This is a genomic window from Pedobacter humicola (assembly GCF_056490705.1).
On record NZ_JBWJIG010000005.1, the window covers coordinates 163718 to 177168 of the forward strand.

The following is a 13451-nucleotide window of genomic DNA, read 5'->3' on the forward strand; positions in this document are numbered from 1 at the left end:
ATGAAAGTTTCAGTATTGGCCAGTGCATTAATTGGCTCAGAAATTATAAAAATCGGTAATGAGGTTAATGAAATGAAGCGCAAAGGTGCTTCAATTGCCAACTTAACCATAGGTGATTTTGATGCAAATATTTACCCGATCCCAACTGAATTAAAAGCTGGAATTGTGGATGCGTACAATGCCAATCAAACCAATTATCCACCTGCTGATGGTGTTTTGCCATTGCGCGAAACCGTTTCAGAATTGTTGAAGGAAAGATTCGGCTTAGCATACAACACGAACAGCATTTTAGTTTCTGGTGGTTCACGTCCGTTAATTTATGCTACTTATTTGGCTTTGATCGATCCGGGTGATACAGTAGTTTTTCCTGCACCATCCTGGAACAATAACCACTATGCTCATTTAACTTCGGCAAAAACAATTGCTGTTGAAACAGATGCTGCGCATAACTTTATGCCAACGGCTGCACAATTAAAACCGCATTTAAAAGGCGCAACATTATTGGCTTTGTGTTCACCTCTAAATCCAACAGGTACAATGTTCGATGCAGATTCATTAGCAGAAATCTGCGATGCTGTTTTAGAAGAAAACGCCTCACGTGGTGCTGACGAAAAGCCGCTTTACCTGATGTATGATCAGATTTATTCACTTTTAACTTTCGGGAAAGAGCATGTAAATCCGGTTTCTTTACGTCCGGAAATGAGACCATTTACGATTTTTGTGGATGGCAGTTCGAAATGTTTGGCTGCAACCGGCGTACGTGTAGGATGGGGTTTTGGTCCTGAAGACATTATCAATAGAATGAAAGCCTTGGTTGGCCACATGGGCGCCTGGGCGCCAAAAGCCGAGCAGGTAGCGATGTCTAACTATTTTAATGATAAGGCACAGGTTGATACATTTTTAACCAGCTTTAAAGGTAAGATCCAGGATAGTTTAAATGCGCTTTACAACGGTTTTAACGAATTAAAAAGCGAAGGTTTTAACGTTGATGCAGTGGAGCCAATGGGAGCCATTTATTTAACCATTAAAATCGATTATATCGGAAAAACTACTGAAGATGGTCAGCTTTTAAAAGACAGTGCCGATGTAAATTTCTATCTGATCAAAGAAGCTGGGGCTGCATTAGTACCGTTCTCTGCTTTCGGAAATGAAGACAGCATGCCATGGTTCAGGGCATCGGTTGGTGCTTGTACCTTGCAGGATATCAAAGAGATGTTGCCAAGGATTAAAACAGCATTGAGTAAGCTGAAATAAGATTATAAATAGATAAGAAACCCTCTTCAATTAATTTTGAAGAGGGTTTTTTAATTTCATCGTCATTTCAAGCGGAGTACAACGCAGCCGAGAACCCCAAGGCTCTGCGAAGCAAAATCTGTCTCGGGATAGATCTCTACGCTACGCTCCAGTCGAGATGACGATAATTAAAGCGAGTCGTCACCCTGAACTTTTTTCAGGCTCTTTTTTGCGAGATTAGATCTCTCCATTCCACTACGTTGCAGTCGAAATGACGACTTTTTTTATTGGATTTTACTGTAGACTTAAGACTAAGGACTTTGGACTGAAGACTAATCTTCTCTACTTCCATCATCAGCCATTCGCACCATTTTTGGTTCAAATTTGGCCACCACATCAACCAGTTCAGTTTGTGCAGACATCACTTTGTTAATGTCTTTATAAGCCATCGGCGCTTCATCTAAACCCGCACCGATTAAGGTAACATTATGGTCTTTCAAAATGGCTTTCATATCCGATTTGGTAATCGATTGAATCGCCTTTGTTCGGCTCATTTGTCTACCTGCGCCATGAGAGGCTGAATTAATCGCACTGGTTTCGCCCTTTCCCCTAACCAAAAATCCGGGGGCAGTCATGCTGCCTGGAATAATACCCATTACCCCTTTCCCTGCTGGTGTAGCCCCTTTTCGGTGAACAATTACTTCTTCGCCATCCAGGATTTCTTTCCAGGCAAAATTATGGTGGTTTTCTACTTTGGCCAACACTTTGGCACCAATGGCTTTGGTTAATCTTTTATGGATCACCTCATGACAGGCAGAGGCATAATCACCAGCCAGGTTCATGGCAATCCAATACTCTTGCCCTTCGGCAGAATTCAAATCCAAATAAGCCAGGTTTGCAGCCTCTTTAGGGAGTTTACAGATTTCTTTCGCCAGTTTGGTATAGTGACCCGCAATGGTTGCGCCAAAGCCGCGGGAACCTGAGTGTGTTAACAAGGCTACATAACGGCCTTTATCGATGTTTAAAATCTCATCACGTTCCGCAAAATCGATGATACCCCATTCTACAAAGTGGTTACCCCCACCCGAAGTTCCTAATTGTGCCCAGGCTTTTCCGTGTAAATTTCTAAGAAAAGGAGTAGAGTTGAAAGCTTCATTTTCCAAAACATCATGGTCGGCTTTTTCATTCCCCTTAAAATTTTGACCCGCACCAAATTTGGTAAAGGCAATTAGTTCCCTTTTGTACATCGCATCCTTTCCGAAATAATGTTTCTCTGGAATATCGAAAATACTCAAAGCCATTCGGCAACCGATATCTACGCCCACACCGTAAGGAATAATGGCATTTCTGGTAGCCAAAACACCACCAATTGGTAAACCATATCCTTGATGTGCATCTGGCATTAATGCACCAGCCACCGAAACCGGTAGTTTCATGGCGATATTCATTTGGTTTCTGGCCCCTTCTTCAATATCATCCGCACCGAAAATTGAATAATCTTTCGCATGGCTGATCAATTCAATAGTTCCGTCTGATTTTGGATTGGCTTCCTCAATTACAGCGGTTGCCAATACAGCTAATACTTCGTCATCTAAAAAACTTTCCGGATAATCCTTTATTTTTTTTAATAAGGCCATTAATTCTTTTTCTTCAGTATCCTCAAAATTTTCTTTTAAAATAGCTAAAGCCAGGCCTACTACTTTTCCTTCGGAATAACCTATTTCTATAAGGTCTTTTCCTGTTATATTTTTGTTCATTGTATATTCATTAATCCCCGGCAGGCATCCTTCACCTGACCGAGGGGTTTCTAAATTTAAATTATTTTACGAAGATCTGTTTCAATTGATCTACAATTTGTCCACTGCCTGATAAGCTGATGTTGTTGATTTTCTCCGCGATTTTCTCTACGTATTCCATCTCTTTCAATTTATACAGCATGTTGTTGTCTTCCATCAATTTGGCGGTGTTCAGCAAACTTCTGGTTGAGGCTGTTTCCTCTCTTCGGGTAATGATATTGGCTTGTGCCCTTTTTTCGGCAACTAAAACCTGATTCATGATTTCCTTCACATCGCCTGGTAAAATGATGTCTTTCACGCCACAGTTGCTTAATTTTACACCCAGGTTTTCAACCTTATCCAAGGTAATGGCCATGACCATTTCGGCAACTTTTTCTTTACTCTCCATCAATTCGTCAAAAGTCATTAAGCCAATACATTCTCTTAAGGCCAATTGCATCGTGATGTACAATTGTTTTTCGAATTCCTTGTTCTCCAATAACGCTTTGATGATGTCATCAACTTTATATTGAATACTGAAGTTTACCCTCAATTGTGCTTTGTCTTTCGTTAAAATTTCCTGGCCGATAATCTCCATATTCAATTGTCTCATATCGGTTTTTATAACTTGAATAGTCGTGCTGTTTTTCCAGTAAACATAGTTTCCTGCTTCCATTACCCTTTCAAATTTACCATCAATAAATAACAAGCCTTTTTCGAAAGATTCTACTTTATAAGCCATGATGTAATTCAATAAGGGTGCTTTCTCCAACAGGTTTCTGTCGATTGTTGCATCAATATTGATATCACTGATATTTACCTTAACAAAATTGTATTCAGATAAACCTTTCCAGATGGCATGTCTGCCAGCGGTTAAAACAGATTTGAAATTTTTGTTCTGATAAACTAAAGCCAATTCATTATCTGCAACATTTACCAGGTGGATCAAATTCACAAAATCTGCGTTTTCAAGCAAGATGTCCAATTCGGCAACTGTGTAGTAATACTCTTTTGCCATATCGTACAAAGTGATGCTTTCACCGAAACCTAACCAGTAAGTTCCCGCAGTTAAAACGTTTTTTAATTTTCCTTTTTTAAACACCAATCCAACATAATTGGTGTTAATAGTTACTCTTTTCATGTTTTCTGGAGTTAGCCCCACCTAAATCCTCCCCTAAAGGGGAGGACTTAAATGCGTATTGTTAATTTATATTATTCTTTTAAAAACGTTGCGGAAGCACATTTACCCGTTTTCTGCGGAAGTAAAAGTTGAGCAAGCTTGTTTAAAAATGAAATCAGGTTTCTCTAATTGGGTTTAGGCTCCCTTGGAGCATGTTACCTTTTTTTCTTAACCTGTTAGATTTTTAAATCTTTTCTTGTTGCACTGATGCTTACTGAGCAAATGCAGATTTGCTTGTTGGATTTCGAGAAACCCTAAAGCCAAATGCGGTTGCGCAACGCTTATTCTGGTGGGCGATTTGAAAAGTTGCCCTTCTTTTTAGATGGATCCCTAAGTCCATTGCATTACCCTTATGCGATTCCAAGTGACGGTTGGAAGCAGGATTCGAACCTGCATTTTGGTGTTGTTGCTCTGCCCCTGAGCTACTCCGGAATATCCGGAAGTGGGATTCGAACCCACGACTCACAACGTGTTCAGACAATCTATCATAATCGTTATCAGTATATTCCAGGCCATGCGCCCGAATACTTTAGGGCTATTCCGAAACCCACAACATTGGATAAGTTTTATGTAGTATTGCCATCCCGATTATTCATCGGAATTTCTTTATACTGATCTGATTGTAATAATCTTCGCCAACGTTACCCTGTTCCGCAAATTCGGAACAGGGGCTTCATGTTAAGTAGTGCCGATCAGGAGAACTTGAACGGCATGACGGAGAGCGCGTATGATTAAAGCAGTAAAACTGTTTGTTTCAATCAGATTGTTATTATTAATATTTATCAAAGAACTTGATCGACTGGCGACATTACAAAGATGCCACCACCACTGCGCGGCTGATTTGCGTAGCTGAAAATATTTTGCGGACTTTTGTTTAAGTAGCTGATAATTAATTAAATAAAATTTATCTTTCATTCAAAATACTTCATTTTATCGTAATCTGCGCAATTACACTGCGTAGATGTAAAACAATCCTTATATTTAGATCAACGAAATCACCAGATTTTTGGCAGAAACTTAAATACGCTTTAAAATGGCCGTAAATAAATTAGCGCTCATACGGTATAAAACCATCGACGATTGTTTGAAAAACCGTTTCCGGAAATGGAGCCTGGAAGATATTATCGAAAAGGTATCCGCAACGCTGTACGAACTGGAAGGAATTACCACAGGGGTAAGCAAGCGCACCATCCAGGCCGATATTCAATTAATGCGTAGTGATAAATTGGGCTATAATGCACCGATTGTGGTGAAAGATAAGCGTTTTTATGCCTATGAAGACCCGGGTTTTAGCATAACAAAAGCACCGATCAACAATGCCGACGTAGATAAAATGAAGGAAATTGTTGGTGTGCTGAAACAGTTCAACGCCTTCAATTATTTCGACGAAATGAGCGATATGATTGCCCGTTTAGAAAATAACCTTTACAAATCGACCAAGCAGAGTGGCAATAATATCCAATTGGAAAGCAATAAACTGGTAAAAGGTTTGGAGTGTATTCCACCCTTGTATCAGGCGGTTTTAAATAAGCGCTCCTTATTGCTCGAATATAAATCTTTCAAAGCGCAGCAATCGCAGCAGGGAATTTACTACCCATATCTGTTAAAGGAATACCGGAATAGGTGGTTTTTGATCTGTAAGGCTAAAAAGCGGCCTGGGATATTGAACTTAGCCTTAGATCGGATTGTTGAATTTCAGGAGCTGCCCAACGAAGAATTTGTAGCCTACCAGGGGGTAGATTTCGACCGTTATTATGATGATTTGATCGGCGTAACCAAGAACGAGCGCGACCGGGCGCAAAAAGTGATTTTAGAGTTCACCAACTATCATGCGCCATATGTGGTTACCAAACCGATGCATTCATCGCAGGTCATATTAGCTAAAAATGATAAGACAACCATTTTTAGGATCGATGTGGTATTAAACTACGAACTGGAGCGCGAGATTTTAGGTTTTGGAGAATGTGTTAAAGTGCTTTCTCCACGATTATTGATTTCGAAAATTAAGAAACGGCTGGAATGGACTTTTAAACAATATGAAAGTAAGGAAGAATAAAAACCTCGCAGGTTTCGAAACGGCGAAGCCCTCAATGAGAACTTAAAAATAGACACGCCGAATTAAACCTGCGAGGTTTAATCTCATTTCTAGGAGCCCCTTTAGGGCTTTGGGGTTAGCTTTTAAACTCGCTTGTTTTATGAAATTCAATATCAGGATAATCCTGTTTGGTTAAATTGATCATATACTCACTGTCGGCCAGATAAACCGGGTTTGCCTCTTTATCGAAACCAATGTGCTGTTGTTTACGTTTCACAAACTCTTCCAGTTTTTTTCTATCGGCAGAAGTTACCCAGCTCGAGCGCGTATAACTCAAGGTACGGAAACGACATTTTGCGCCGTATTCGTGCTCTAACCTAAAGTTGATAACCTCGAACTGAAGTTCACCAACTGCACCGATTACTTTCCTGTTTCCAGGCTGCATCACGAACAATTGTGCAACACCCTCATCGGTTAATTGTTCAATACCCTTTTCCAGTTGTTTGGTTCGCATGGGGTCCATATTTTCTACCTCTTTAAAGATTGATGGAGAGAAGCTAGGGATTCCTTTAAACTGCAGTTTTTCGCCCTCGGTTAAGGTATCGCCAATTTTAAAGTTGCCACTGTCATACAGCCCCACTACATCCCCAGGCCAGGCTTCTTCAACAATGCTTTTTTCGTTGGCCATGAAATCCATAGGATTGGAGAACTTCAGTTTCTTATCCTGACGGGTATGGTAATAGAATTTATTGCGCTCAAATTTACCTGAACAGATCCTTAAAAAGGCAATCCTGTCGCGGTGTTTTGGATCCAGATTGGCATGGATTTTAAATACAAAACCACTGAAATTTTTCTCTTCAACCAATACATCACGTTCTTCTGCTTCTCTATGTCGTGGGCTCGGGGCGATATCAATAAATGTATCCAAAAGTTCTTTGATCCCGAAGTTGTTGATCGCACTGCCAAAAAACACAGGTGCGACTAAACCGTCAGTGTATAAATCCTTATCAATGTTGCCATAGATACCATTTACCAGTTCAACATCATCTTTTAGTGTATTGATCTCGTTTTCTTTAAGGTAATTCAATAAAGACGGATCATTTAAATCATTGGCCGCTACAACCGAATCGGTTACTTTGGTTTTATCTGAATTGAATAAATTTAAATGTTTGTTATAAATGCTGTAAACACCTTTAAAAGTGTGCCCCTGACCGATGGGCCAGGAAAGCGGGCAAAGGCTGATGCTTAGTTTTTCTTCAATTTCATCCAGTAAATCGTAAGCCTCTTTACCTTCACGGTCCATTTTATTGATAAAGATAATCACAGGTGTGTTACGCATGCGGCAAACCGACATGAGTTTTTCCGTTTGTTCCTCCACACCCTTCACACAGTCGACTACAAGAATAACACTATCTACAGCCGATAAAGTTCTGTATGTATCTTCTGCGAAATCCTTGTGACCAGGTGTGTCCAGGATGTTGATGCGTTTGCCGCTATATTCGAAACCCATTACCGAAGTAGCTACCGAGATACCACGCTGCTTTTCAATTTCCATAAAATCGGAAGTATTGCTCTGGTTCGCTTTGTTCCTTTTTACGGCACCTGCAGTATTGATGGCACCACCAAAAAGCAGAAACTTTTCTGTCAATGTGGTTTTGCCCGCATCCGGGTGACTAATAATGGCAAAGGTTTTACGTTTTTCTATTTCAGGGTTAAGCATAATAAAATTTTGGGTGTAAAAAGAGATGAAACCTTGTTAAAGGAATTTAACAGCGATAAGATTTGAATAGTGTTGTTTCATCAGGCCGCAAAGATAAGGAATTTGCTTAAAGTTTGAATAGGTTAATTGTTTAATTGAAAATAGGTTGCGTGTTTATTCTTTCGAAAAGCAGCGCAATGGTTCTGTTGTCACTTGACTTCTTTCGCGAAGCTGTGTCTTAAACTTAAAATTATCTGCATAAATTTAAAATTTCTCATCAATCATTGTTTAATTTTGTGCTAAAATGTTTAGCTTTATTCATCCCGCCGTTTATTGCCAATTAAAATTTTATTGCCGATGCCCACTTTAGAAGAAACTTCTATGCCCGCAGAAATTGCGGCTAAATTTGTTAATTATACCTCAAAACACGTTTTCTTGACGGGAAAAGCAGGTACTGGTAAAACAACTTTTTTAAGGAAACTCATTAAGCTAACGCATAAAAAAGCCTTAATTGTGGCACCAACGGGTATTGCCGCAATCAACGCTTCTGGGGTAACCATCCACTCCCTTTTCCAGATGCCTTTTGGGGCTTTTTTCCCTGACGCTGCCGGCGCTTTGATCAATGAAAATATCAGTTTCAACTTCAATACGCCCAAAACACTGGTAAAACATCTCAACATGCAGGGCAATAAACGCCGCATGTTGCAGGAGTTAGAATTACTGGTGATTGACGAGGTGAGCATGTTACGGGCCGATATGCTTGATGCCATCGACTTCGCCTTGCGTTACGTGCGCAGGAACAGAAACCTTCCGTTTGGCGGGGTACAGCTATTGTTTATCGGCGATCTGCACCAATTACCTCCTGTGGTAAAAAACGACGAGTGGCGCATTATGGCCAGGTTTTATAAAAGCATTTATTTTTTTGATGCACTGGCTTTGCAGGATAATCCGCCGGTTTATATTGAACTGGATAAAATTTACCGGCAGGATGATGCTGTTTTTATCGATCTGCTGAACAACCTGCGGAACAACAAAATCACCCCAGAAGATGCGGCCTTGCTGAGACAGCATTTTAAGCAGGACTTTAAACCATCTGCAGATGAAAATTATATCACACTGACCACACATAACAACAAAGCTGATAGTATAAACCGCGAAAGATTGACCCAGTTGAAAACCAAATCTTACTTTTTTGAGGCAAAGGTTCAGGGTGAGTTTAATGAATATGCTTATCCGAATGATAAAAGCCTTGAATTAAAGGTTGGTGCGCAGGTGATGTTTATCAAAAATGATATGACCGCCGAAAAACGCTACTATAATGGTAAGATCGGCGTGGTGCACCATATCGAAAAAGATGTAATCGAAATTGAACTTCCGGAAGATAGAACAGTGATTGAGATTTCCCGGTATACCTGGGAGAATGTAAAATATAAACTGGATGAGGTGACAAATGAAATTAAGGAGAATGTAGCAGGTTCTTTTATTCAGTATCCGATTAAACTCGCCTGGGCCATTACTGTACATAAAAGTCAGGGTTTAACATTTGATAAAGCCATTATTGATGTTGGCGACGCTTTTGCACCCGGTCAGGCGTATGTAGCCTTATCACGTTTACGTTCGTTAAAGGGCTTGGTTTTAACTTCTCATCTGCGTGATAGTGGTTTGCAGCAGGACCAGAATGTGCATTATTTTTCTAAAACTAAACAACCGTCAGAGGTACTCAACGAGCAGATCAGTTTAGAAAGTTATGCTTTTATCCGCAGTTATCTGCTCGCGGCATTCGACCTGAACCTGATCCGGTATTATTTAAAGGAACACCGGCAGACTTTTGATAAAAGCGAAAAATCGGCCAAACAAAGACACGAAGAATGGACCAATACCATTTACACCGATTTTCAAAAGATTACCGCAACAGCCGATACCTTTGTGAATCAACTAAAAAATCTGTTCGCGCAACAAACAGAGCATACTTTATTTAACGTATCGAAAAGGGTTGAGGCGGCTGTGAAATATTTTAATCCGCTGGTTAAAGAGATTTCAGACCGGTTCCTGGCTCAGATTGAACTGATAAAGGAAGAAAAACAGATTAAAACCTATGTTACCGAACTGCTCGAACTCGAAATTTTGGTGTATGAGCAATTAAAAAAAATACATAAAAGTAAAGCGTTATTGCAGGCGCTCATTGCCGGTAAGGAATTTAGTAAAGCCGATACCGATGCATTGTTAAATACGGTTGAAAGAAATAATCAGCTTCAAAAAGCCATCCAGCTAAAAGGGGAAACACTTAAAGTAAAATCAGCAGCGGAGAAAAAGAAAAAAGAACCCAAAACAGATACTAAGCTGGTCAGCTTCGAACTTTATGAGCAAGGGAAAACGATAGAAGAAATTGCAAAAGAACGTGGTTTTTCTGCAGGTACTATTGAAGGGCACTTGGCTTATTATGTGTCAACCCAGCAACTGGATGTGACCAAATTGGTAAAAGCCAATAAAATCAGAAACATTACTGATGCGATTGAGAGCCAGAAAACAAAATCGATGGCTACGATAAGAGAGTTTTTAGGGAAGGATTATTCTTTTGGTGAGATTAAACTGGTGCTGGCATCGTTGTTTCCATCGGAGTAATACAGTATTTAACCGCAAAGGGTGCTGAGAATAGAAATGCAAAGGGCGCAAAGAAAAATAACGCTATAGATGAGAACGAGATTTCAAGAATTGTAATTGGATCGGCAATAGAAGTTCATAATGCCTTAGGCCCTGGCTTGTTGGAAAGTGCTTATAAAGAATGTTTGTATTATAAAATTATCAAGACCGGGTTGTTTGTTGAAAAGGAAAAGATGATGCCTCTAATTTTTGAAGAGATAAGACTTGATTGCGGATATCGGATTGATATTTTAGTAGAACGTAAATTGGTTTTAGAACTGAAAAGTGTTGAATCATTAAATGATGTTCATTTAGCACAAATATTAACCTATATGAAATTAGGTAGTTATAAATTAGGCCTTTTGATGAATTTTAACGTAATTAGGTTAAAAGATGGATTAAAACGGGTAATGAATGGCTTATAAATTTCTTTTGTTTCTTTGCGAAAAAACTTTGCGAACTTTGCGGTTAAATGGAAAAGGTTAAAGTTTTAGCGCAGTACATGCCAGAACCAGCGGCACCGTTAATTGCAAAGTGGATCGATTATTTTCAGTGTGAATTTAAGATCGCCAAAACCCGTTCTACAAAATTGGGCGATTATCGTCATCCTTACCAGGGTAAAGGCCATCGCATTTCGGTAAACTTCAACCTCAATCATTACGCCTTTTTGGTTACCACCGTGCACGAATTTGCACATTTACTCACATGGAATGATTTTAAGAATAAGGTAAAACCGCATGGTTCAGAATGGAAAAAAAATTTCCAAAGGATGATGGTTCCCTTTTTTGAACTCAATATTTTTCCTGAGGATATCCATAAAGCGATTGATCATTACATGTCTAATCCGGCAGCCTCTAGTTGCTCTGATCTGCATTTATCGCGTGCTTTAAAAAAATATGATAGTAATAACACCGAGACTTTACATTTAGAGCAGTTGCCGATTCATACCAATTTTAAAATCAAAGATGGCAGGCGTTTTACTAAAGGTGAAAGAATTAGAAAACGCTACCGCTGTATCTGCCTGGATGACAAGCGATTGTATTTGTTTAATCCTTTGGCAGAAGTTTTTGTGGTGGAATGATTTTCGCAATCGTCATGCTGAACTCGTTTCAGCATCTTTTAGCAATACAGGCCCTGGAATAAATCCGATAGTCATCGGATCAGGGTGACGAGCACATTAGGCTTTAATAAACTTAAAGTCATCCCCATCAAATAAGCCTTTATCGCTTAGCTTTAAATGTGGAATTACCAATAATGCCATAAACGAAAGCGTCATGAAAGGAGCAAGTAAAGTGGAGCCTAAATCTTTTGCAAATTGATCTATTGAGGTATAACTTTCTGCAACCTGATAACCATTCTGATTGCTCATTAATCCGGCCACAGGTAAAGCCAGGACTTCTTCTTTTCCTTTACCCAAGGCCACTACACCTCCTGTTTCTTTAATCACCAGGTTTACGGCTTCACAGATGCTTTTATCATCGGCACCAACCGCAATAATATTATGGCTGTCGTGTGCAACACTTGACGCAATAGCACCTCGTTTTAATCCAAAGTTCTTGACGAAAGACACCGCAACAGGCGCATCATGGTAACGGTTCACCACAACCATTTTTAAAACATCATTTTCCAGATCACTGATGATATTTTGATTTGAAACTTTAGGTCTGGCAGCTAATCTGTTGGTGATCAATTGTCCATCTAAAGCTTCAATAACCGGGATTTCTTCCTGCCCGGTAAATGGGTAAATAAAATCTTCTTCCTTTTTTAAACCGCAATCGAAATGATTTACCGATTTCTGATCTTCAACGTGTGTTACCCAATCGCCAACCGTTTTCCCATTTTCGGCCAGCAATAAGCCATCAATATACGTTTGCTTCACCTTGAAGTTTTTTAAATCTTCCAGTATGATAAAATCCGCATCATCGTTAATCTGTAATGAACCAACATCCAATTTGTAATGAAGAATAGGGTTGATACAGGCTGCCTGCAGGATATTGAAAATATCAATCCCTTTCTCTACCGCTCTTGCACAAAGTTGATTGATATGGTTTTCGACCAGGCTATCCGGATGTTTATCATCGCTGCAGAACATCATCATTTCCGGCCAATCGTTCAGCAAATCGATCAGGGCCTCGAAGTTTTTGGCTGCACTTCCTTCCCGAATGAGGATTTTCATACCCCGTTGTAATTTATCTAAAGCCTCTTCCGCAGTAAAACATTCGTGATCGGTGGAAATTCCGGCATCGATATATTGTTGAACAATATCGCCACGCAAGCCAGGTGCATGTCCATCAACAGGTTTGTCCAGCTGATGGGCAGCTGCAATCTTTTTTAAAACTTCCTCGTCTTTATACAGTACGCCCGGGAAATTCATCATTTCACTGAGGTATTTTATCTCAGGCCTTTCCAAAAGTGCTTTTACGTCATCATGATTTAATTCAGCTCCGGCAGTTTCAAAAATGGTAGCCGGAACACAGCTTGGTGCGCCAAAGTTAAATTTGAAAGGTACGGTATTTCCGTTATCGATCATGAATTCTACACCTTCCATGCCACATACATTGGCAATTTCGTGCGGATCACTTATTGTAGAAACGGTTCCATGTACAACGGCTAATCTTGCAAATTCACTCGGAATCAACATGCTGCTTTCGATGTGTACATGGCTATCAATAAATCCCGGAGAAATAAAATGAGCGCCATCTTTTTGATCAGAGATTTTGGTAACTGATTTTATCTTGCCGCCCTTAACCTCCACTTTGCCAAAGAAAATATTCCGCTTTGTGATGTTAATGATATTTCCTTCGACTTTGAAAGTGTTCATGTATTCCTTATGTTTTGCCATCGTCACCCTGAATTTATTTCAGGGTCTTAATTCAAAGATGCCGAAAT

9 protein-coding genes are annotated in these 13451 nt (G+C 39.7%); 5 read left to right on the forward strand and 4 right to left on the reverse strand.

Translation table 11 applies throughout. The features are described 5' to 3' along the window. Window positions 1-1254 carry a pyridoxal phosphate-dependent aminotransferase gene (locus tag AC04Q1_RS10425; protein ID WP_478364334.1) on the forward strand — a complete coding sequence of 418 codons (1254 nt, stop codon included), beginning with the start codon at window positions 1-3 and terminating at the stop codon, window positions 1252-1254. A 311-nt stretch (window positions 1255-1565) separates the two neighbouring features. Here AC04Q1_RS10425 and AC04Q1_RS10430 read toward each other — a convergent pair whose 3' ends face one another. Further along, a complete protein-coding gene (locus tag AC04Q1_RS10430; RefSeq protein WP_478364336.1) occupies window positions 1566-2990 on the reverse strand; it encodes an RtcB family protein in 1425 nt (474 codons plus the stop codon). 61 nt (window positions 2991-3051) lie between these two features. Beyond that, window positions 3052-4149 (reverse strand): slipin family protein, encoded by a 1098-nt coding sequence (locus AC04Q1_RS10435; RefSeq protein ID WP_478364338.1) that lies wholly within the window; start codon window positions 4147-4149, stop codon window positions 3052-3054. 1072 nt (window positions 4150-5221) lie between these two features. Between AC04Q1_RS10435 and AC04Q1_RS10440 the strand changes: the two genes are divergently transcribed. Further along, entirely contained in the window at window positions 5222-6244 is a 1023-nt protein-coding gene (locus AC04Q1_RS10440) for a helix-turn-helix transcriptional regulator (RefSeq protein WP_478364340.1), read from the forward strand. A 115-nt stretch (window positions 6245-6359) separates the two neighbouring features. On the opposite strand, the gene AC04Q1_RS10445 is transcribed toward AC04Q1_RS10440, so the two are convergent. Next, entirely contained in the window at window positions 6360-7943 is a 1584-nt protein-coding gene (locus tag AC04Q1_RS10445) for a peptide chain release factor 3 (protein ID WP_478364342.1), read from the reverse strand. 336 nt (window positions 7944-8279) lie between these two features. Here AC04Q1_RS10445 and AC04Q1_RS10450 point away from each other — a divergent pair, with 336 nt between their 5' ends. From AC04Q1_RS10450 to AC04Q1_RS10460, 3 genes are all read left to right on the forward strand, one after another. Next, window positions 8280-10544, forward strand: coding sequence for a helix-turn-helix domain-containing protein (locus tag AC04Q1_RS10450; RefSeq protein ID WP_478364344.1), 2265 nt, complete (start codon window positions 8280-8282; stop codon window positions 10542-10544). An 89-nt stretch (window positions 10545-10633) separates the two neighbouring features. Further along, window positions 10634-10987: a GxxExxY protein gene (locus AC04Q1_RS10455; RefSeq protein ID WP_478364653.1), complete on the forward strand. Its 354-nt coding sequence runs from the start codon at window positions 10634-10636 to the stop codon at window positions 10985-10987. A 47-nt stretch (window positions 10988-11034) separates the two neighbouring features. After that, a complete protein-coding gene (locus AC04Q1_RS10460) occupies window positions 11035-11643 on the forward strand; it encodes a SprT-like domain-containing protein (RefSeq protein ID WP_478364346.1) in 609 nt (202 codons plus the stop codon). A gap of 96 nt (window positions 11644-11739) precedes the next feature. Here the strand turns inward: AC04Q1_RS10460 and ade are convergent, their stop codons facing one another. Beyond that, window positions 11740-13383: an adenine deaminase gene (ade, locus tag AC04Q1_RS10465; RefSeq protein WP_478364348.1), complete on the reverse strand. Its 1644-nt coding sequence runs from the start codon at window positions 13381-13383 to the stop codon at window positions 11740-11742. Window positions 13384-13451 lie beyond the last annotated feature (68 nt).